This window comes from Actinocatenispora rupis (genome assembly GCF_016861975.1).
Classification (GTDB): Bacteria; Actinomycetota; Actinomycetes; order Mycobacteriales; family Micromonosporaceae; genus Actinocatenispora; species Actinocatenispora rupis.
Window position 1 is genome coordinate 16,695 of sequence record NZ_BOMB01000041.1, and the last position, 19,941, is coordinate 36,635.

The following is a 19,941-nucleotide window of genomic DNA, read 5'->3' on the forward strand; positions in this document are numbered from 1 at the left end:
GATCCCGCCAAAGGACCAGCGGCCCGGGAAATTGGATCAGTGACCCAGGTGGCCGGCGTCGCACCCGTACTCGGTTGACGTCACGCCAGGAATCTCGCACCGCTGCGATCCATTGGTCTGGTTGGTCGATGTGAGGCATGTGGCCCGTCTGTTCCAGCACGACGGCCCGGGCCGTAGGGATCCGCTGCGGGTCAACCGGACGTGCGGTGATCCAGCACGGGCAGTGGTAGAACGAGGACCGCTGCCAGCCACGTCAGGTTGATCGAGGCGAGGTCGATGAACACCTGACCGGAGCCAGTCCGGCTGCTCAATCACGCAGGCGCGCTGCAGCGACCACGTCCGGGCAGGCTGGCGCCAGGTGCGGACCGTCTTCGTACAGGCACGGCAAGACGGTGGCGATCGTGGCGGTGTTCAGGCCGGCGGCAATCAGGCGACGCACGCGGAACACCATGTCGATGTGCGCCTCGTCGTAGACCCGGTAGCCGCTCGGCAGACGGGTGGGCGTCAGCAACCCTGCTGCTCGTAGCAGCGCAGCAGCCGCTCGCTCACTCCGGTCCGCCGGACCATCTCCCCCATGCGCATGCGACCCACGCCTCACCTTCTTGACTCTCACACCGATGTCAGACTTTAGCGTACTGACACGGCCCGACGCCGGATCCGCCCGGCGAGTGCGTCCATACCAGATGGGGAGAGCGTTCATGTCGGGAAACTCGACGGCCGTCGTACTCGGGGGCGGCGGCTTGGCCGGGATCGGCTGGACCATCGGGGTGCTCGCCGCTCTCGAGGACGCCGGGGCACTCCGGTTGGCCGCCGCCCATCGCGTGTTCGGAACGTCCGCCGGAGCAGCCACGGCAGCGGCCGTGCTTCAGGCCGGGTCTGCAGGCAACGAATTCGACAAGATGGTTCGCAAGACGCGCCGCAATCGCGAACTCGCGCCAGCCGTGCGGTTGGCCGACGTAATGCCGGACGTACTGGCCATCCACGACACTGCCGATCCGATCGAGGTGAAGGCCGGACGCTTGGCGCGGTTGTCCCGGCAGAGGTCGGGGATCGACCCGAACCGGCGACGGGATGCGATCGCCCGGCGGGTGGCCACCGACTCTTGGCCGAGGACGCTCAGCATCACGGCGATCCGTACCGACGGCCGCAGGGTCGTGTTCACCGCCGAATCAGGCGTGGGTCTGGTGGACGCGCTCACCGCCAGCTGCGCCGTCCCCGGACTGTGGCCCGTGGTGCGGATCAACGGCGACGACTACCTCGACGGCGGCACGTTCTCGCTGACCAACGCCGAGCTCGCCCGAGACTTCGACCGCGTCGTGGTGCTACGGCCGACACCGGAGTCACCGGCCTACGGCACCGCCCAGCGACAGGCGGTCCTGGACCGAGCCGTACTCGTCGAGCCGTCCGCGCGGGCGCTCGCAGGGTTCGGCCCCGACCCGTTCGACCCCGACGTCCGGGGCGTAGCCGCCGTACTCGGCTTCGAGGACGGCCTGGCCGCCGCGCCCACCATCGCCGCACGAACCCAGTGAACCCGCGGCCAAGTGCGGAACCGACCGGGTCTGTTGCCCAACGCCCGATGCACCAGGACGGCGCGGTGGCGCGTTAGCGGTCGGGGCAGCGGTAGACGCTGGCGAGAGAGACGGAACGCTCCACGAGGTCGGCTTCGGAGTAGTTGCCGGTGTCCTGCATCGTGACGCGCTCGCGCTGCTGCCGGGTGGCGAGTTTCGCTGCCCGACTCAGGGCACGTCGCGGTCGTACTGACTGAGGCAGCGGGCCGGGTGCGGTGGGGGCTGGGATCGCGCTGGGGTCGCACCAGCACCTCACCGGCGCGGCTGGTCGGGCTCGCCACGCCGAACGCTGCGTAGCGCAGATGTGCCATCGACCCGCGACAGCGCGCACCGCGCTTCGACCACGGTATGGCGTAGGTCACACGCGTTTCCTGTCAGGAATCGGGGCGCCGTTTCGCTCAAGCCACCGAACGCAAGCGAACGGACAGGAGCGACACATGAAGCACCGCATCGTCGTTCTCGGCGCCGGCTACGCCGGGGCCTACGTGGCCGGCAACCTGGCCCGCCGGCTGTCGCCGGCGTACACCGAGATCACCGTGGTCAACGCTGAGCGGGACTTCGTCGAAAGGATGCGGATGCACGAACTCGCCGCTGGCCGAGATCTCAAGGCCCTGCGCCTGGCCGACGCCTTCGCGGGCACCGGGATACGACTGCGCGTGGCGCGAGTCACCGCCGTCGATCCCGGGCGCGACGTCGTCACGGTCGCCGACGTCGACGGCGGCGGCGACCTGCGCTACGACACGCTCGTCTTCGCACTCGGCAGCCACGTCGCCGACCACGGCGTACCCGGCGTGGCCGAACACGCCTTCAACATCGCCGGCCGGCCCTCGGCGCTGCACCTGCGCGAGCACCTCAAGAATCTGCGTAACGGTGAGCGGGTGCTGGTCGTCGGCGACGGTCTGACCGGCATCGAGAGCGCCGCAGAAATCGCCGAAGCCCGGCCCGGCCTGTCCGTGGCGCTGGTCGCCCGCGGCGAACTGGGCACCCGGCTCTCCGCCGGGGCCCGCCGTCACCTGCGTCAGGCGTTCGACCGGCTCGGCGTCACCGTCCTGGAGCACACCAGCGTCGAAGCCGTCGAGGCAACGCGGGTGTTGTGTACGGACGGCACCGCCCTGGCGTCCGACGCGACCATCTGGGCGGCCGGGTTCGTGGCCGGACCGATCGCCGCGGCCAGCGGCCTGGAGGTCACCGAGAACGGCCAGATCGTCGGTGATCGCACGATGCGGTCCGCCTCGCACCCGAACGTGTACGCCGTCGGCGACAGCGTCTGCGCCATCGGCGACAACGGACGGCCGTTGCCGATGTCCTGCGGTTCGGCCGGCTTCACCGGCCGGCAGGCCATCGAGGCGATCGTCGGGCGCCTGACCGGCAGCAAGATCCCGAACACCAAGCTGGTCTACACGTACAACTACATCACCCTCGGGCGGCGGGACGGCATGCTGCAGACGGTCGACGACGAAGGGCAACCGAAGCCGACGTATCAGGGCGGCCGGACGGCTGCGCGGATCAAGGAGAGCATCAACCGGATCGCGCTGTGGACCGTCTCGCACCCAACTTTCGGCATGCCCAGGCGCAAGCACCGCCTGGCCGCCGCGCTGGGTGTGCCCCGCCGGGACCGCGGTCACGTGGCCGCCTAGGTTGGTCGGCGTGGACAGTACCGGCACTGATCCCTTTGACACCAGCCGGTTCGAGGCCAGCCGGCGTCGGCTGGCCTCGCTGGCGTACCGGCTGCTGGGCTCCGCCGCCGACGCCGAGGACGCGGTGCAGGACGCGTTCCTGCACTGGCAGGCTGCCGACCGGGAGCAGATCAAGGTGCCGGAAGCGTGGCTGACCAAGGTGGTCGCCAACCTGTGCCTCGACCGGCTCCGCTCGGCACAGTCCCGACGCGAGCGCACCGTCGCCTGGCTGCCCGAACCGCTTCTCGACGGCGACCCGATGCTGGGGCCCGCCGACACGTTCGAGCAGCGCGATTCGGTCTCCCTGGCGGTGCTGACGCTCATGGAGCGCCTGTCACCCGTCGAACGGTCCGTCTACGTGCTGCGCGAAGCGTTCTCCTACAGCCACGCCGAAATCGCTGAGATCCTCGACATCACCCAGTCCGCCAGCCAGCAGGACCTGCACCGGGCCCGGCGGCGCATCACCGCCGCCCACCGCCGCGGCGACGTCGATCCGGCATCTGCTCGCAGGATCGTCGAGGAATTCCTCGCGGCCGCCGCCTCGGGCCGCACCGAACGGCTGGTAGCGCTACTCACCGACGACGCGATCGCGATCTCGGACGGCGCCGGCCTGACCGAGACGCTGCTGCAGTACGACACCGCGCAGCGCATCGCCGCCGTCGCCCGGGCCGGCTTCACACCCACGCCCGCGAAACGGCGACTCGCCGGAGGCACACCCGCCGTCCACTACGCGCTCGTCAACGGCGCCCCGGCGATCCTCTTCGTACTCGGTGACCTGGTGGTCGGCGCCGTGACGTTCGACATCGCCGACGGCAAGATCGCCACCGTGCGCGGTATCGCCGCCCCCACCCGCCTGGCCCGCCTCACCGAAGCCTGGCGGCACCACGAACCGGACCCGCCGCTCATCCCCCACTGGTGACCGCACACCGAACCGACCTGGGCAACACAGACAGGCCGACCCCGCCGATCGGTGGTACAGCGGCGCTGGAGGGCATCTGGTGGGTTTGCCCGCGCCAGCAACCCGCCGCGGCCGCTGACGGGCGGTGAAGGTTCCCCATGTCACGCGGCGGGGAGCGAACGGGTGCGAATCCTCGCTTGTTCGGGTGAGTGGGCGTGCGGTGGCGCCTGGCGCGGGCTTCGCTCGAAGCACATCGAGGCGAGGATGGGGTATGACCGAATCGGATGTCCCCGCCGACGCTGGATCCGCTGGGCGCGCCGACTTCAGCACCGGGCGCATGGAAGCCTTCAGCGACGGAGTGTTCGCCATCGCGATCACCCTGCTCGTCCTGGACCTCGGCTTCCCCGAGCCTGGCAGTCTGCACGGCATTTCGTTAGCGAGCGCGCTGGCCCACGAGTGGCCCTCCTACTTCGCCTACCTGGTCAGCTTTCTCGTGATCGGCATCATCTGGATCAACCACCACGCCATGTGCGCCTTGGCCGATCGGGTGGATCGCCGCACCTTGTTCGCCAACCTGTTCCTGCTGCTGACCGTCTCCGTCATCCCGTACCCGACCCGGATGCTCGCCGCCTACCTGACCACTCCCGGCCGCGACGGCCACACCGCGGCCGCCGTCTACGCCGCCAACATGGTCGTGATGGGTGCTGCATTCTCCCTGCTCTTCTTCGCCTACACGCGGGACGCCCGCCGCCTCCACACGCCCGTCTCGGCCAAGGACCTGCGGGCGGCGAGGCGCCGATTCGGATTCGGCGGAGTGGTCTACCTCGCGGCGGTCGGCCTGGCCTATGTCAGCCCGGTCGCCATGCTTGCCACCCACGCCCTTCTCGCCGTCTACTACTGCTTCGACCAACTCGCGCCCGCGCGCCGGACCGGATGACCGACCTCCCCGAACTGCCACTGAGGTCGTCGGCCCGGCCGGTTGGCCCGACGCCTTCAGCCGCCTTCTCCCACCCCGTGGGCTACGCCAACGCGGTCAAGGACTTCCTCTCCGCCGTCCCCGCCGCCCGGCAGGCCCTCCGTGCGTCGGGCGGAACACCTGCGGTTCGCGATCCTGGCGACCCAACGCGAGGGCAACCGGCTGCTGCCCCGGGCCCTCAAGCCGCACGACATCACCCTCCCAGGCCACGGTGCTGCGCCTGCTCCAGCAGCGCGGCACGTTGAGCCTGACGGAACTCGGACAGCTCCTGCTGTGCGAGAGCGGCACCGACCCAGCCGGGCTGGTCGACCGGTCGCCGGCATCGACTGCACGTGTTGGCACCGTTGTCGTCACTCGACTCGTTGAATGTCGTACTTGTTCTCCGTTGTTGCCTCGGCCGTGTTCGTACAGCACGCCGGCGCCATGTTGGTCGGCAGGGATGCGTTGCACTCTGCTCGGCTGGCACCCGAGCGGTTCGAACCGAATCCGAAGAAGCGCGTCGGGTCATCGGCGCGGATCCAGCCACTCTGCCGCGGGCGTTGGTGGGCGGCGGACATCTCGACCGCACGGCCGCTGTCGGTCACTTGGACGTGTCGTCTGATCGAACCGGTCGCGGCCGGCCGTGCACCGGACACGCTGGTCCGCGTCGCATCCGCGGGGCTGGACGCGGTCCGAGGTCTGGCGGTCCTACCGGGCGCAGACGGAGACGTACGTCGTCTCGACGCCGCCCTCGTCGAGCAGACTGATCCGGCGCGTATCGGTCTGCTTCAGCGGGTTGCGCCCGAGCGACGTACCCGGAGCAGTCGGCCGGTGCGGTCAGCGGTAGGCCGGCCGTCGAGCAGCGCGACGGCGATACCGGTCGGGAAGCGTCGCGGATCGTCGAACGTGGCGGTGTCGGCGAGCAGCGCCGGATCAACGACGGTCACGTCGGCGGCGGCGCCCGGTACGAGCGAACCCCGACCCGCGAGCCCGAACCGGTGCGCGGGCAGGCCGGTCATCCGGTGTACCGCCTGGGCGAAGGACAGTCCTGGCAGCCGGTCGGCGTAGCGGGCGAGCACGCGCGGGAACGTGCCGTACAGGCGGGGATGGACCGCGCCGCCGGCGACCGGCAGTCCGTCGGAGCCGATCATCGTCCACGGCCAGGACAACGCCGCCCGCAGGTCGCGTTCGTCGGACTGGAAGAGGATCACCGACAGCGCCGCCCGCTCGGCCAGCACCAGATCGGCCAGGCACTCGGCGGGGTCGGTGTCACCAGCCAACTCCGCCAGCGTACGGCCGTCCAGTTCGGTCCGGGAGAGGCCGACGAGCCGGATGCGCTCCGGCCCCAGCGCGAGGTAGTTGTTCTCCAGCTCCTTCCACGGGCGGCGCAGGTCGGCCAGTACCCGGCGGCGGGTGGCCGGCGCGCCCAGGGCGTCGAGCAGCCCGGTGACGCCCCGATCCACCGCCCACGCGGGGAACAGCGCGGACACGGTCGTACTGCCGGCCGGGTACGGGTAGGCATCGGCGGTGATGTCGATCCCGTCGGCGCGGTGGGCGTCGAGGATGGCCACCAGCGCCGGCATCCGACCGGCATTGCGGGGCGAGACGACCTTCAGGTGGCTCAGGTGCAGCGGGCAGCCGGCGCGCCGGGCCACGTCGACGACCTCGGCCAGCGAGTCCTCGATCGCGTCGCCCTCGCTGCGCAGGTGCGCGACGAGGGGCTTGCCGTGCCGCGCCAGTACGCGGGCGAGGGCGTGGAGTTCCGCGGGAGTCGCGGCGTTGCCGGGGGCGTACATGAGACCGACGGACAGTCCCGCAGCGCCGGCGCCGAGCGCCTCGTCGAGCAGCCCGGCGATCCGCGGTACCTCGCCGGCGGTGGCCGGCCGGCGGCACGGACCGAGTACGGCGGTGCGCAACGGCGCGTGCGGCACCAGCGCGGCGACGTGCAGATTCCGGCCCGAAGCGGCGATATCGTCCAGGTAGTCGGCGAAGCTCGGCCAGCGCGTGTCGGGGAAGGCACCGAGTACCGGTGCGGAGTAGTCGGACAGGTAGCCGCCCGGGGCGCTCGGTGCGCAGCCATGCCCACAGTTGCCGACGACGCCGGTGGTGACGCCTTGCCGCAGTTTCGGTTCGGTACCGCTGGGGCGCAGGATCGCCACGTCGTCGTGGGTGTGCACGTCGATCAGCCCGGGCACCACGTACCGGCCGGTGAGGTCGACAACGGTGGCGTCGTTCGGCGCCTGCAACGCCGGCCCGACCTGCTCGATCGTGGTGCCGCGCACTAGTACGTCGGCGGGGACACCGGGCTCACCGGTGCCGTCGAAGACCGTGCCGCCGCGCAGCAGCGTCGCGCTCACATCAGGCCCCGCACCGCATCGACACTGTCCACAGTGGGCAGTACTGGCGGATCGCTGGCGGCCTTCATACCGTGCCCGGTGATCAGGCATGCGACCCGGTCGCTGTGGCGGTGCGTGCCGGGGCGCAGCAGCGCGGCGACCGAGGCGGCGGCGGCCGGTTCGGCGTGCACTCCACACTGACGTGCCAGCAGCCGGCGCGCGGCATCGATCTCGTCGTCGTCGAGCGCCACCGCCCGCCCGTCGGCGGATCGCAGCGACCGCAACGTGTGCGTACCGTCGGTCGGGTAACCGACGAGCGCGTCGTCCAGCCCCGAAACCCGGGTGTCCACGTGCCGCCACGGCTCGACGGTGTCGTGCCCCGCCCGGTACGCGCGGGCGATCGGGGCGCAGCCGGCGGGTTGCGCGACGACCGGCCGGGGTACCGGCACGCCGAGGTCGCGGTAGCCCGCTACGACGCCGTGGACGAGCGGGCCGGCGCTGGTCGGCACGTACACGTCGGTCAGTCCCGGCAGTTGCTCGTGCAGCTCGTAGCCGACGGTGCGCAGTGCGGCCACCGCGTGCGGGTTGACGTACGTGGTGGCGACGTTGGCGTAGCCCAGTTCCGCGCAGAGTTCGGCGCCGAGCGCGAACGCCGCGCTGTAGCCGCCTGGTACGGCGAGGATGCGGGCGCCGTGGGCGTTTGCGGCCGCCACCTTCGCCGCTGGCGTACCCACCGGGACAAGCACGATCGCAGGCAGCCCGGCGCGGGCGGCGTACGCGGCGGCCGAGGCGGCGGCGTTGCCGCTGGACGCGCACACGACCCCGGGCGCGCGGTTCGCCAGCGCATGCGCCACCCCCGCGGCGACCGCCCGGTCCTTGAACGAACCGGTCGGGTTCAGCTGGTCGAGCTTGAGCCACACCTCCGCCACCCCGACCAACTCCGCCAGCTCTGGCGCGCAGACGACCGGGGTCATTCCCTCGCCGAGGCTCAGCCGCGCCAGATCCGGCAACGGCAACCGGTGTTGGTACCGCCAGATCCCGGAACCGTGAGACTCCACAGCGGACACGGGACCGACGGGTGCGGCGAGGACCGGGTGGCCGCACCCGGCGCAGTGCCCGACATGCGACGACGGATAGCCGGCGCCGCACCCGGCGCACTCGTATGTCCACTGTGGAGTCGTCATCAGCGCAGGTCGTCCATTGCCACCGGGGCACCTGTCTCCAGCGAGCGCAGGGCAGCCTCGATCATCGCCACGTTCTCCAACCCGTCACGGAACGTGCCCTCCGGCGTGACCCCGTCCAGCACGCAGTCCACGAAGTACCGCATCGGCTGGTACATGTAGTGGTCCAGCTTCCCCCAACGGTTCTTGCGCCCCAACGGAACCCACGGGTAGGTGTACTTGTCGGTCACGAACGAGATGCCGCTGTAGTCCTGGTCGTAGTCGATCTTGCCGGCCTCGCCGTACAGGGACATGTGGCAGTCCAGGACGCTCGGATTCGCGTCCGGCACGATCCAGGACGTCTCGAACGTGACGTTCGCGGTCTCGAACTCGACCATCGTCTGGATGCAGTCCCACGTGTCGACGCCCTTCGCGGCCAGAACGCCCTTGTGACCCCGCGCGTACACCGACTTCGGGCGCTGTCCGAGCACCCAGCACATCATGTCCATGGTGTGCGGGTACAGAAACCAGTGCGGTCCGGACTTGCCGGCCCAGCCGAGCCAGTTCTCCGCCACCTCGATCGCGTCGGACAGGCGAATGTAGCCCATCACCGGCGCACCGATCCCGCCCGCGTCGACGGTCTCCTTGATCAGACCCCACTGCGGGTCCCAGCGCAGATGGAAGTCCACCATGGACAGTCCGCTGCTCGACTCGGCCAGCTCGGTGAGTTCCTTTGCCTGGGCCAGATCCGTGGTCAGCGGCTTCTCGACGAGGACGTTCTTACCCGCCTCCAACAGGGTACGGGTCGGCGCCGAGTGCGCGTGGTCCGGCGTGGCGACGCTGAACGTCGAGACGTCGCTCGCCGCCAGCTCCCGCACGTCGGTGGTCCACTCGCAGCCGTACTTCGCCGCGACGCTCTTCGCCTTCTCGGCGTCCAGGTCGCACACCACCGCCAACTCCGCGCGCTCGTAGTCGTCGTACACCATCGGGTGGTTCTGTCCCCAGATGCCGAGTCCGACGACGCCGACCTTGAGCTTCTCCGGCATGTGTGTCCTCCTAGGTGTTTCTCCCGCAGCAAAGTCGGGATCGTTTGGCAGGGAACGGTTCTGCGTTGCCGACCGGGCTTGTCCCGAGGTCCCGCGCGGACGTCGGGACATGCCTCAGAACCGGTTCAGGTCGAACGTGATGGTCTTCAGGTCGGTCATCGCCTCCAGCGTGGCCATGCCACCGAGCCGACCCACTCCGCTGCCGGTACCGCTGCCACCGCCGAACGGCACGTGGATCTCCCAGTACCCGGAGTGCTCGTTGATGTTGACGATGCCGGTACGCAGGCGTTCGGCGACGCGGAAACCGCGGCTGGCGGAGCGCGTCCACACCGATCCGACGAGCCCGAACTGCGCGCCGTGCGCCAGCGCCATCGCCTCGGCTTCGGTGTCGAAGACGACCAACGGCAGCATCGGGCCGAAGCTCTCCTCCACGTACACCTCCGCGGTGGGGCTCACGTCGGCCAGCACGGTCGGCGCGTAGTACAGCTCGGAGCCGAGATGCGGTACCCGGTGGCCGCCAGCGACCAGCCGCGCCCCGCGCGCGGTGGCGTCCGCGACGTGCCGGTCCATCTTCGCTGCGACCGGCGCGTTGTTCAGCGGCCCCATCGTCGTACCGGCGGCTTTCGGGTCGCCGAGCCGCACCTGGTTCGCCTGTGCCACCAGCAATTCCGCCAACTCGTCGGCGACACCCCGCTGGACCAGGACCAGTTCGGTTGCCGAGCAGCACTGGCCGGCGTTGAAGAACGCACCCGCCGCGAGCGATCCGGCGGCGGCGTCCAGATCGGCGTCGGCGAACACGAGCGTCGGCCCGTTCCCGCCCAGCTCCAGGAGCAGCGGTTTGCCCGCCGCCCGCTCGGCGATCCGCCGCCCGGTCGCGGTACTGCCGGTGAACCCGACAGCATGCGTACCCGGGTGCGTGACGGCCGCATCCCCCACGACCGCTCCGTCGCCGGTGACGAGGTTCAGGACACCGGGCGGCACGCCGGCGCCGGCCAGGCACTCTGCAAGCAGTACCGCGCAGTGGCTCGTGGTGGGGGCCGGCACCCAGACCAGGCAGTTGCCGGTCGCGATGCCCGGCGCCAGGTACTCGGTGGGGATGTTGACCGGGAAGTTCCACGGCGTGACGATCGCGTAGACACCGCGCGCCTCGTACCGGCTCAACGCGCGCTTGTTCGGATCGGCGAGCGGCAACGCCTCCCCGGCGAGGTGCTTGACATGTGCTGCGGCCGAGAGGAACCCGTCGATCGCTGTGCCGACCTCCGCGTACGCCTCGGTGGCCAGCGGCTTGCCCTGCTCCGCGCTGAGTGCCGAGGCGAGCGCGTCCCGCCGTTCGCTCAGCGCCTCGGCGATCCGCTCGCACAGCGCCGCCCGCTCCCACACCGGCGTATACCGGAAATCGAGCGCCGCGTGCGCCGCCGCGACGGCTCTGTCCACATCGGACCTGCTGCCCCGGGCCAGTACCGCAACCGGGGTGCCGTCGGCCGGGTTCGTCGAGGCGAAGGTCTCACCGGAGTCCGACGCCACCCATTCGCCGCCGATGAACAGTCCCTGAGTGTCCACTGTGGTCTCCCTCGAAAGTGCTGACGGTCCGCCGTCGATTCGGAGGCCGCGCGAACTAGCCCTTGACCGCGCCGAAGGTGAGGCCGCTGACGATGTGCCGGCGGAACAGCCAGAACAGCAGCATCGGCACGGCCATGCTGACCGCCGAGGTGGCCGCGATGTAGTTCCACGAGATGCCGGAGGTGGCGAAGAAGCTCAGCGCGCGTACGGTCAGCGGCACCGAGTCGCCGCCGGTCATCGGCATCGCGAAGATGAGATTGTTCCAACAGAACACAAACACGAAGACACCCGAAACGACGAGTCCCGGCGCGACCATCGGCAGGACCACGGTGACCAGGCTGCGGAGCCTGCCGCAGCCGTCGACCAGCGCCGCCTCCTCGATCTCCACCGGGATCTCGGCGAAGAAACCGCGCAGCAGCAATACACCCAGCGGCACCGCGAACGTCTGGAACGCGAGGATCACGCCGATGTTGCCGCCGATCAGGCCGACCTTCGACAGCACGACGAACAGCGGCAGCACGAACACCACCGGCGGCGCCAGCATCAGCCCCAGGTACCACGTGGACAGGACGGACCGGCCGCGGAACGTGAAGCGGGTCAGCCCATAGCTTGCCCCGATCACCAACGGCATCGCGATCAGCGTTGCGCCACCGGCCTGGATCAGGCTCGCCCACAGCGCGGACCGGCCCGAGCCGGGCGAGACGAACACGTACTTCAGTGCGCTCAGGTCGGGCACGAACAGCAGCGAGTGCGAGCTGGCGGTACCGCTCTGCGGCGGCCGGATCGCGAGCAACAGGAACCACACGATCGGCGCGACGAACGCCAGTACCACCACGAGCAGCAGCAGGTGCCACAGCACCCGGGTCAGGCGTGCGGTCATGACAGACCTCCCGACCTGCGACCGGCGGTCAGCAGGTACACGTTGATCAGCAGCGCGACGAACAGCGTCACCAGCCAGGTCAGCGCCGACGCGTAGCCGATGTTGTAGTACGTGAGTCCGGTGTAGAAGATGTTGAGTCCCAACGTGGTCGTCGCGTCGCCGGGCCCGCCCTGGGTCTGCACGTACACGATGTCGAAGACATTGACGGTCGCGATGAACCGCAACAGCACCACCGTCACGATCACCGAGCGCATCAGCGGCAGCACCACCGACCAGGTGGTCCGAAGCCGGCCCGCACCGTCGATCGCCGCGGCTTCCAGCACGTCACGGGGTACGCCCTGAAGGGCGGCAAGGAAGATCAGCGCGGCAAACGGCGTCCACTGCCACACCTCGGTGACCATGATGCCCACCAGCGCGGTCTTGGTGTCACCGAGGATTCCTGCCTCCGGCGGTGTCACGCCGACCGCGGACAGCAGCGTCGGCGCGATCCCGTCCGTCTGGTAGAAGTAGCGGAACGCGAGTCCGGCGACGGCCGGGGCGATCGCGGTCGGCAGGATGATCAGGCTGCGCGCGAGTTTCACCCCGCGCAGCTTCTTGTTGAGCAGCAGCGCGACACCGAAGCCCAGCAACAGTTCCGCACCGGTGGTGACGACCGCGAACAGCATCGTCCGGCCGATCGCACCGACGAACTGCTCGTCCGCGAACGCGTACGCGAAGTTGCGGAGGCCGACGAACCGCAACGGGTTCGACGCGATGCTCAGGTTGTACAGGCGAACGCTGTTGAGCAACGCCTGGATCTGCGGGTAGAGGCTGAGCAGGATCAGCACAGCCATCGAGGGCAGCAGCCACGGCGCCGGGCCGCGCAGGAAACCGCGTCGGGTGCGCGATCGGTCCTTCGCCGGCACGCGAGTGGTCGAGACGATCACGGATCTCTCCTTCGCCGCGGGGCGTGGTCAGCTGGGTCGGCCGGACAGCCGCTGGAGCAGGTCGCGGGTGCGGTCGACGGTGTCCGGGTAACTGGCGCGTGGCCACGGCAGGAATCCGTCGATGCCCATCGTGTCGACGGCCTGCCGCTGTACCGCGGCCAACGCGCTGTCCGGGCTGTCCTGCCCGGCAAGAACCTTGTTCAGTCGCCGGCCGTAGTAGCCCTCGATCGTGGTGTAGTTCATGCTCGGCGGCCGTACCGCCTTGCCGTCGCCGTCCCGCAGTCCGCGCAGCTGCACGTCCAGGAACGGGTACTGGCGGGTGACCTGCTCGTCGCCGTAGAGCGAGGCCCGCGCGAAGTCGGCGAACAGGCTGTCCGGCAGCAGCGCCATCTTCCGCTGCGTCGCCGCGCTCGTCACCCACTTGATGAACCGCCAGCACGACTCGCGTTTCGCCGAGTACTTGCTGATGCCGAAGGCATAGCCACCGATGCTCGTCTTCTGCGGATAGCCGGGCCGCTGTGGCAGGGGCGCCACCCCGTAGCGCCCGACGACCGGCGACTGCGCTTTCCCCATGTACGTGGTCCGCGTGATGAGCCGGATGTACGGGGTCCACCAGTAGAACATCCCGACGGTGCCGGAGCTGAACGCGGTGCCGGCGTCGAACCAGACGTAGTTGACCGCAGCCGCCGGCGAGTTGCGGTACAGCTGGTGGAACATGCTCAGTGCGGTGCGGTTCTCGGGCGAGTCGAGGGTCGGGGTGAAGTCCCAGCGCTTCGAGCCCGGGAACGAGCGGAACCAGCGCGCGCCGTTGCTTGCGGCCAGCTGCGAGTACATGTGGACGATCGGTTGCGGGCCCGCACCGGACACCACCGTGCCGTGCATCGTCCGGCCGCCGACGCGGCGTCCGTCGATGGCCCGTACCCGGTCGAGGTAGTCGTCCCAGGTCCACGACTGGTCGGTGCGCCGTGGCGGCGCGTCGAGGCCGAGCCGGTCGAACACGTCGGTGCGGTACATCGCGACCTGGCTGTACGCGGCGGCCGGCAGCGTGTAGACGTGCCCGCCCCATTCGCTGAGGCTGTGGATCGTACTGGGAATGAAGTCGTCGGGCCGCACCTCGTCGCGGTCCCGCGCGATCAGGTCGTCGAGGCTGACGAGCCAGCCGCTGTTGGCCCACCGGGACAGCCACATCGAGTCCGGCGACACCACGTCGATGCTGTTCTGCTTGGTGAGGAAAGCGTTGGTGGAGCGGGCATTCAGCGTGTCGTAGTCGAGCCCCTCCAACCGTACGGTGATGCCGGTCTGCCGACGGAACTCCGGCAACAGCCGCTGTACGGCGTAGAAGAACGGATCCTGCACGGTGAGCACGCTGATCTGTTTCGGATCGGTGTCGCCCGAGCCGCATCCGCTCGCCCCTGCGGCGGTACCGGCCGCGGCAAGTCCGACCGCGGCGGCGCGGAGTGCAGTACGTCGTCGCACTGGCGGCCTCCTCCCTCGTCTCCGCGGGTGCAGGGCAGGGTCGGCGTCTCCCCGACCAACGCACCGTTGCGGCGTTTGGTATGTTCGGGACTCGCTCAAACTAACCTGGCAGGGCAGGATGTCAAGGAGAGTCCACACCGTGGACCCGGTACGGTCAGCAGCCACACGTGATCCGAACGGGGCACAGCAGCCATGGCCACCTCACCACCCACCGACATGCCGACCCGACCACTGATCTCGGCCGCGGTTGTGGGCCGGGCCAATCGGGGGCGCGTACTCCAGGCGCTGTTCGACCTCGGCCCGACCAGCCGTGCCGAGCTGGCGCGCTACACCGGAGTCAACCGGTCGACCATCACCGCCATCGTGCAACCGTTGGTGGACAACGGATTTCTGCTTGAAGGTGCCCCACTTCCGGCCGGCGGCGCCGGCGGCAAGCCGGCCCGCCCGCTGACGCTGTCCCCCACCGCGAGCCCGATCGGCGCCGTACAGGTGTTGCAGGGCCGCGTCCGCTCCGCGCTGGTCTCGATGACCGGCGACATCCTCGCCCAGGACACCCGGCGTCTGCCCGTCACCGGCCGCCGCGCACGCGAGGCGACCGACGCCATCGGCGCCTCCCTGGAGGCCGTACTGGCCGCAGCGAAGCGCCCGCCCTTCGGAGTCGGCGTGGCCGTCGGTGGCATGGTCGACACCGACCGCGGCAGCATCGTCGAGGTCAACCTCGCGCCGGCACTCGACGGGCTGGCGCTCGGCCCGGCGCTCGCCAGCCGTATCGGCCTGCCGGTGCTGCTCGACCACCATCCACGCGCGTTGCTACTCGGCGACAGATGGTTCGGCCCCGGTCGCGGGATCAGCACCTTCGCCGTGCTGTACACCGGCGAGGTGCTGGGTGGCGCGCTGATGCTCGGCGGGCATCTGCACCGGGGGCCGGCCGGCGCAGGTGGCGAGCTCGGGCACACGTTCGTCCAAGTGGACGGGGAACTGTGCCGGTGCGGCCGGCGCGGCTGCTGGGAGACGATCGCGACGCTCGACTGGCTGCGGCGGCGCGCCGCCGAGGCCGGACTGCCGGACGCGGCTCGGATCAGTACCGCGAAGCTGTGCCGGCTCGCCGCCAAGGATCCGGCGGCGGCGCGACTGCGCGACACGTACGCGCGCAATCTCGCGGTGGGCATCGCCAACCTGCAACAGACCCTCGCCGCCAACCGGTACGTGCTGCACGGCGATGCGGCCCGTGGCGGCGAACCGTTCGCCACGGCGATCCAGCAGCATGCGCGGGACCTGGTGCCGGAGCACCCCGGCGGCCGCCCCACCGTCGTACTGGGCGGTGACGACGACCGAGCCGCCCTGCTCGGCGCCGCCGGCCTCGTACTCTCCGACCAGCTTCAGTTCACCGTCTGAGCCACACCCACTCCCACACCGGGCGGAGGCACACGCCGTGCCGGTGCCGCCCGGCCGCTGGCCGGTGCGGGTGCTGCACGCGCAGCCGTCGTTGATCAACATGTTGGAGTGGCCAACGGGTGGCAACTGGCGCGCCACGGTCCGGACGGGACGGTGGAGGTGTTGCTGTGGCGGGTCGCGTTGGGGTCCTGGGCGGGGGGTCGAAGTAGCCGAAGAAGCGTTTGGCGTCGGTGAGGGTTCGCGCGGGCCAGCCTGCTCCCGGATCGCCTTGTCGATGGCCAGTACGGTGTCGCCGTGGACTTCCTCCGGACAGGATGGTTGGGCGTCGGCCTCGGCCCGTACCGCCGGTGCGACGGCACATACAGCTTCTACGATGTCGACCAGCTCCCCGCGTTGCCCGATCACCTCTTCGACGGGACGTTCGGCTGGCTGCCGCCGGGCAAGGTTCGCGCAAGCGCGGGGGCCGACCGTCTGCCGACAGCACTACGCCGGCAGATCCCGGACGTTGTCACCACCTTCTTCGACCAGCCCGAGCTGCAGGCGGCCATCCCCTCCTGCACCGACTGCTACTGGGACGTCAGCCGCTCCACGATCCCCGGCCCGTTCGGCAACGGTGACCGTCTCCTCCGCGTCCTCGCCGACTCGCAGGACTGCATCCTCTGGTACCTGCACATTCTCTCCGACGGACGCCATCAAGTCGTCGCGGCGGGCCAGCGGTACGGCGACGATCTGCCCCTGCCGTCCGCCGCGCACCTGAACTTCGAGCTGGCCACTGTGGCCGACGACTTCGAGTCCTTCCTCTACAGGTTCTGGGTCGAGAACACCGCGTGGTTCGAGGTTGTCCACGACGAGCGGGACGAGAGCGCACTCTCCCCAGCGGTATTCGACTATCTGGCGCAACTGCCGTAGGCCCGGCTGTCTGCGCCGGCCTTGTACCGCCGCGAACAGTGCCGCGGTCGGCGGCGAGGTACCGGCGTCGGTGAGGCGGCGGATCATGCCGGTGATCGCGCCGGTGGTCAGGCCGGTCGGCCCGGCGAGTCGCCCGGCGGTCGCCGGCCCGTGGTCCATCTTCGGAACGGTCACTGACGAGCTTTGCGAAGGCCCATCATCTGCGCCACCGCGAATCCGAGCACAACGAGCGCCTGCAGCACGTCCCAGATTCGGCCTGCCGCGGTCAGCCGTTCGGCTGTGAAGGCCACGGTCAGCGATGCTGTGGTCCAGGCGAGGTTCAGGACGATAGCGAACCAGGCGCCCACAACAGGGATCGGCCGCGCCCGGCCAACAAGCACGATGACCACCGCATAGCAGACCAAGAACACGCCGATGCCCAGCAACAGGGGCACCGGCGGCCCCAACGGCGTGGTCAACAGCGTTGCGGCGGCGAGGTAGGCGACTCCGTTGGCTCCGGTCACGGCCGCGTCGACCAGCAAGACTGTCCGCAACCAACGATCCGTTGCTTGAGCGTGCGGCGTCGGGGATGAGGAGGCAGTGAGGTTCATAACCTCGAGCTTTGCGAGCCCGAACAGTAATGTCGATGACCTGAGAGGTCGTGGAATCATCGCCCAAGCTGGATGGGAATGAGACGGTGAGAGCGCCTACAGCAGGTGACGCTCGGGGCTGACACCAGCCCGCGACCCGGGCGTTGATCAACGTTGGCGTGCCGAGCGACGCAAGAGCTAGATGGCTCTCGCACGGCGCTGCTGTCTTGCCGCGGCATCTCAGCCTCGTGGAAACTGGACGACCCAACCCCAGTCGTGCCGCTCTGTCTCGTATCGCGGCCGCGTCTGACCTCAGCCTGCGCTACACACCACGCTCAGGTTGACCGCCGGGTTCGCTCCGCCGCGCCCACCGCGAGCTCCACCGACCGCGGAGCCCCGACCACTGACGACATGCCCACCTCCCGACACCGCAACGACACTCATCGGCACACCGGTATCAGTCGGGACGGCCGTGGCCGCGGTTCCCGGCCGTCGCCGCTGCGCCGCGGCGAGACCGAAGCGAGACGTACCCGAGGACCGTCGGCGTCGCCTCGGCCGGCACGACGCCGCCGACTTCCTCCAGGCGTCTCCCCCGACCTCACCCGGCGTGTGGGTCGCCGGGCGCCAACCTATAGCCGAGCAGCAGCAAGGGAATGAGGCGATCCCGGTGCCCTGAAGCACCGGGGTCCAGGGCGCAGTACCGGCCATGTCATATGCCCGCTCGCCACCGATTCCCGAGCTACCGCTGTCGGTGATCGGTCTCGGCAAGGTCGGCCTGCGCGGAGACTCCGCGGAGCATGACGCCGGCGAAGATCGCTACCGCGAGAAGGATCAGTGCGGCGAGCCACCGGTCCAAGCCAGCGCGCTGGTGAACGAGTCGGTCGCGGCCGTGGCCAGCGCCGCGCCAATTTCGCTTGGAAGTTCCTTGGCATAGAGCAGCGCGGCGCGGGAGGCGCTCCGCCAGCCACAGCTGTGGATCCTGTCAGTGCTCTACGTCGGTACGTTCGGCTCCTACATTTCCAGTTCGTGTACACAGGACCCTCCGCTAGGCGACGGCCGGATGGAGGGGGCCGGACCGCACCGTCGCCTGGCTGCACTGGTTCACCGGGCAAGAGCAGCTCGGCGCGAGGTCAGGACGTGACCAGCCGGCCCGGAAACGGGGTCAGGTGCGCCGGGGTGCTTGTTCGGCCGGGAGCGAGGAACTCGGTGACGAGGAAGTATCGGCCGGCACGATACGGGGTGCTGCGATCGGCGAGGCGCCGGGCCGCTCGGGCCTGCGCGGTGGCGCTGTTGGTGATGCGGATGCCGAACATGCGCTCACCGCTCGCGCCTATCTGGCATGTGAACTGCCAGGTCGTGCCGTCCAGCCGGTAGTCCTCGAAGCCCGCGCAGTGCGCCCGGCCAGCGACGGTACGGGCGAGGTCGCGCGCGGAGTCCTCATCCGTCGGCCGGGAGTCGAGCGACACGGGTGTACCAGCACAGCCTCCGGCGAGCAGCGCGACCGCCAGCAGCCCCGCACCGACGCCTACCCGCATCCCAACCTCCGTGATCGTCACGATGTGGCGAACACCGTAACAGCCGGGTGTTACCGGACCGATTGGGCTATTCTCCGCGAGACGGTGATCGCTGAGCGTTGTCGTCTGACGCGGGTAGGCGTCTTTCATGGCCGCTGTCGCGCGCGTGATGCGCTTCAGCGGGCCAGCAGGCCCTGGATCGCCGCCGCGATCTCCTCGGGTGCCTCCTCGGCCATGAAGTGGCCCGCTCGCGTCAGGCGGTGGTCCAGGTCTGGCGCCCACGCCTTCCACACCCCGGCAGCGTCGTAGCCCAGCTGCGCGCCCCAGTCCTGCTGGATGACCGTCACGGGCATGGCCAGCTGCGACCCGGCGTCCAGGTCCGCCTGGTCATGCACGACGTCGATGTCCGCCGAGGCCCGGTAGTCCGCGACGATCGAGGTCACCGCCGCGGCGCTCGCGCTCAGGTACTCGGCGCGCACGTCCTCGGGCATGGCGGTCGGGTCGTTGGCCCAGGCGTCGAGGAACGAGCCGAAGAACGTGTCCGCGCTGGCGGCGATCATCGTCTCCGGCAGGCCCGGCGGCTGTGCCATCAGGAAGAGGTGGTAGCCGACCGCAGCCGAGACGCCATGCAGAACGTTCCACATGTCGAGCGTCGGCACGACGTCGAGGATGCCCAGGTGCGTGATGGTCTCGGGGTGATCCAATCCCGCCCGGAAGGCGACCAGGGCGCCCCGGTCGTGGCCGACGAGGGCGAAGCGCTCATGGCCGAGCGCCGCCGCGAGGGTCACGACGTCGGCGGCCATGGTCCGCTTGGCGTACACCTCGGAGTCGGTGGCGTTCGGCTTGTCGCTGGCGCCGTAGCCCCGCAGGTCAGGACAGATCACCGTGTGGTCGGCAGCGAGCCGCTCGGCGACGTGTCGCCACATCAGGTGGGTCTGGGGAAAACCGTGCAACAGCACGACCGGGCTGCCGCTGCCGCCGACGGCTGCAGCGAGTTCCACACCGTTGGCGCCGGGCAGGCGGAGGTGATCGAAGCCGGGACTGGTGAGCGCCATGAGTAGGCACCCTTTCAG

At 69.9% G+C, this 19,941-nt stretch carries 19 protein-coding genes; 7 read left to right on the plus strand and 12 right to left on the minus strand.

What is annotated here, in order from left to right; translation table 11 throughout:
* Positions 1-307: 307 nt before the first annotated feature.
* The gene (locus Aru02nite_RS30785; protein WP_203663576.1) at positions 308-511 is read right to left on the minus strand and encodes a MerR family transcriptional regulator; all 204 of its coding nucleotides are present in this window, start codon (positions 509-511) and stop codon (positions 308-310) included.
* A gap of 187 nt (positions 512-698) precedes the next feature.
* Here Aru02nite_RS30785 and Aru02nite_RS30790 point away from each other — a divergent pair, with 187 nt between their 5' ends.
* From Aru02nite_RS30790 to Aru02nite_RS30805, 4 genes are all read left to right on the plus strand, one after another.
* Entirely contained in the window at positions 699-1,529 is an 831-nt protein-coding gene (locus Aru02nite_RS30790) for a patatin-like phospholipase family protein (RefSeq protein ID WP_275408760.1), read from the plus strand.
* Positions 1,530-2,005: 476 nt separating this feature from the next.
* On the plus strand, positions 2,006-3,205 hold the full coding sequence (locus Aru02nite_RS30795) for an NAD(P)/FAD-dependent oxidoreductase (protein WP_203663727.1): 1,200 nt from the start codon (positions 2,006-2,008) through the stop codon (positions 3,203-3,205).
* 10 nt (positions 3,206-3,215) lie between these two features.
* Positions 3,216-4,163 carry a sigma-70 family RNA polymerase sigma factor gene (locus Aru02nite_RS30800; protein WP_203663578.1) on the plus strand — a complete coding sequence of 316 codons (948 nt, stop codon included), beginning with the start codon at positions 3,216-3,218 and terminating at the stop codon, positions 4,161-4,163.
* Between the two features lie 250 nt (positions 4,164-4,413).
* A complete protein-coding gene (locus Aru02nite_RS30805; protein WP_203663579.1) occupies positions 4,414-5,079 on the plus strand; it encodes a TMEM175 family protein in 666 nt (221 codons plus the stop codon).
* Between the two features lie 389 nt (positions 5,080-5,468).
* On the opposite strand, the gene Aru02nite_RS30810 is transcribed toward Aru02nite_RS30805, so the two are convergent.
* The 8 genes from Aru02nite_RS30810 to Aru02nite_RS30845 all read right to left on the minus strand — a co-directional run bounded on the left by Aru02nite_RS30810 (position 5,469) and on the right by Aru02nite_RS30845 (position 14,481).
* Complete coding sequence (locus Aru02nite_RS30810) at positions 5,469-5,702, minus strand: hypothetical protein (RefSeq protein ID WP_203663580.1); 234 nt, start codon at positions 5,700-5,702, stop codon at positions 5,469-5,471.
* A 183-nt stretch (positions 5,703-5,885) separates the two neighbouring features.
* Positions 5,886-7,454, minus strand: a complete 1,569-nt coding sequence (locus Aru02nite_RS30815; RefSeq protein ID WP_203663582.1) for an N-acyl-D-amino-acid deacylase family protein — start codon at positions 7,452-7,454, stop codon at positions 5,886-5,888.
* A complete protein-coding gene (locus Aru02nite_RS30820; protein WP_203663584.1) occupies positions 7,451-8,491 on the minus strand; it encodes a pyridoxal-phosphate dependent enzyme in 1,041 nt (346 codons plus the stop codon). Before Aru02nite_RS30820 ends, Aru02nite_RS30815 begins: the two co-directional genes overlap by 4 nt.
* Before the next feature lie 125 nt (positions 8,492-8,616).
* Positions 8,617-9,639 (minus strand): Gfo/Idh/MocA family protein, encoded by a 1,023-nt coding sequence (locus tag Aru02nite_RS30825; RefSeq protein WP_203663586.1) that lies wholly within the window; start codon positions 9,637-9,639, stop codon positions 8,617-8,619.
* Positions 9,640-9,753: 114 nt separating this feature from the next.
* Positions 9,754-11,199 (minus strand): aldehyde dehydrogenase family protein, encoded by a 1,446-nt coding sequence (locus tag Aru02nite_RS30830; protein WP_203663588.1) that lies wholly within the window; start codon positions 11,197-11,199, stop codon positions 9,754-9,756.
* 55 nt (positions 11,200-11,254) lie between these two features.
* A complete protein-coding gene (locus Aru02nite_RS30835) occupies positions 11,255-12,079 on the minus strand; it encodes a carbohydrate ABC transporter permease (RefSeq protein WP_203663590.1) in 825 nt (274 codons plus the stop codon).
* The gene (locus Aru02nite_RS30840) at positions 12,076-13,005 is read right to left on the minus strand and encodes a carbohydrate ABC transporter permease (RefSeq protein ID WP_203663592.1); all 930 of its coding nucleotides are present in this window, start codon (positions 13,003-13,005) and stop codon (positions 12,076-12,078) included. The genes Aru02nite_RS30835 and Aru02nite_RS30840 overlap by 4 nt, the downstream gene beginning before the upstream one ends.
* Positions 13,006-13,032: 27 nt before the next feature.
* Complete coding sequence (locus Aru02nite_RS30845) at positions 13,033-14,481, minus strand: ABC transporter substrate-binding protein (protein ID WP_203663594.1); 1,449 nt, start codon at positions 14,479-14,481, stop codon at positions 13,033-13,035.
* Positions 14,482-14,697: 216 nt separating this feature from the next.
* Between Aru02nite_RS30845 and Aru02nite_RS30850 the strand changes: the two genes are divergently transcribed.
* Both Aru02nite_RS30850 and Aru02nite_RS30855 read left to right on the plus strand, forming a co-directional pair.
* Complete coding sequence (locus Aru02nite_RS30850) at positions 14,698-15,876, plus strand: ROK family transcriptional regulator (protein ID WP_203663596.1); 1,179 nt, start codon at positions 14,698-14,700, stop codon at positions 15,874-15,876.
* A 294-nt stretch (positions 15,877-16,170) separates the two neighbouring features.
* Positions 16,171-16,785 carry a hypothetical protein gene (locus Aru02nite_RS30855; protein WP_203663597.1) on the plus strand — a complete coding sequence of 205 codons (615 nt, stop codon included), beginning with the start codon at positions 16,171-16,173 and terminating at the stop codon, positions 16,783-16,785.
* A 170-nt stretch (positions 16,786-16,955) separates the two neighbouring features.
* Here the strand turns inward: Aru02nite_RS30855 and Aru02nite_RS30860 are convergent, their stop codons facing one another.
* Positions 16,956-17,306 (minus strand): hypothetical protein, encoded by a 351-nt coding sequence (locus Aru02nite_RS30860; protein WP_203663598.1) that lies wholly within the window; start codon positions 17,304-17,306, stop codon positions 16,956-16,958.
* A 754-nt stretch (positions 17,307-18,060) separates the two neighbouring features.
* Between Aru02nite_RS30860 and Aru02nite_RS30865 the strand changes: the two genes are divergently transcribed.
* Positions 18,061-18,288: a hypothetical protein gene (locus Aru02nite_RS30865; RefSeq protein ID WP_203663599.1), complete on the plus strand. Its 228-nt coding sequence runs from the start codon at positions 18,061-18,063 to the stop codon at positions 18,286-18,288.
* 196 nt (positions 18,289-18,484) lie between these two features.
* On the opposite strand, the gene Aru02nite_RS30870 is transcribed toward Aru02nite_RS30865, so the two are convergent.
* Together Aru02nite_RS30870 and Aru02nite_RS30875 are read right to left on the minus strand one after the other, a co-directional pair.
* Positions 18,485-18,910 carry a hypothetical protein gene (locus Aru02nite_RS30870; protein WP_203663600.1) on the minus strand — a complete coding sequence of 142 codons (426 nt, stop codon included), beginning with the start codon at positions 18,908-18,910 and terminating at the stop codon, positions 18,485-18,487.
* Between the two features lie 134 nt (positions 18,911-19,044).
* Positions 19,045-19,923: an alpha/beta fold hydrolase gene (locus Aru02nite_RS30875; RefSeq protein ID WP_203663601.1), complete on the minus strand. Its 879-nt coding sequence runs from the start codon at positions 19,921-19,923 to the stop codon at positions 19,045-19,047.
* Between the last annotated feature and the right edge of the window lie 18 nt (positions 19,924-19,941).

What these genes read in the sequence shown, in the direction of transcription:
- Aru02nite_RS30790 (WP_275408760.1), top strand. Translation starts at nt 699, where the DNA reads ATGTCGGGAAACTCGACGGCCGTCGTACTCGGGGGCGGCGGCTTGGCC.
- Aru02nite_RS30795 (WP_203663727.1), top strand. Translation starts at nt 2,006, where the DNA reads ATGAAGCACCGCATCGTCGTTCTCGGCGCCGGCTACGCCGGGGCCTAC.
- Aru02nite_RS30805 (WP_203663579.1), top strand. Translation starts at nt 4,414, where the DNA reads ATGACCGAATCGGATGTCCCCGCCGACGCTGGATCCGCTGGGCGCGCC.
- Aru02nite_RS30825 (WP_203663586.1), bottom strand. Translation starts at nt 9,639, where the DNA reads ATGCCGGAGAAGCTCAAGGTCGGCGTCGTCGGACTCGGCATCTGGGGA.
- Aru02nite_RS30835 (WP_203663590.1), bottom strand. Translation starts at nt 12,079, where the DNA reads ATGACCGCACGCCTGACCCGGGTGCTGTGGCACCTGCTGCTGCTCGTG.
- Aru02nite_RS30850 (WP_203663596.1), top strand. Translation starts at nt 14,698, where the DNA reads ATGCCGACCCGACCACTGATCTCGGCCGCGGTTGTGGGCCGGGCCAAT.
- Aru02nite_RS30865 (WP_203663599.1), top strand. Translation starts at nt 18,061, where the DNA reads ATGTCATATGCCCGCTCGCCACCGATTCCCGAGCTACCGCTGTCGGTG.
- Aru02nite_RS30875 (WP_203663601.1), bottom strand. Translation starts at nt 19,923, where the DNA reads ATGGCGCTCACCAGTCCCGGCTTCGATCACCTCCGCCTGCCCGGCGCC.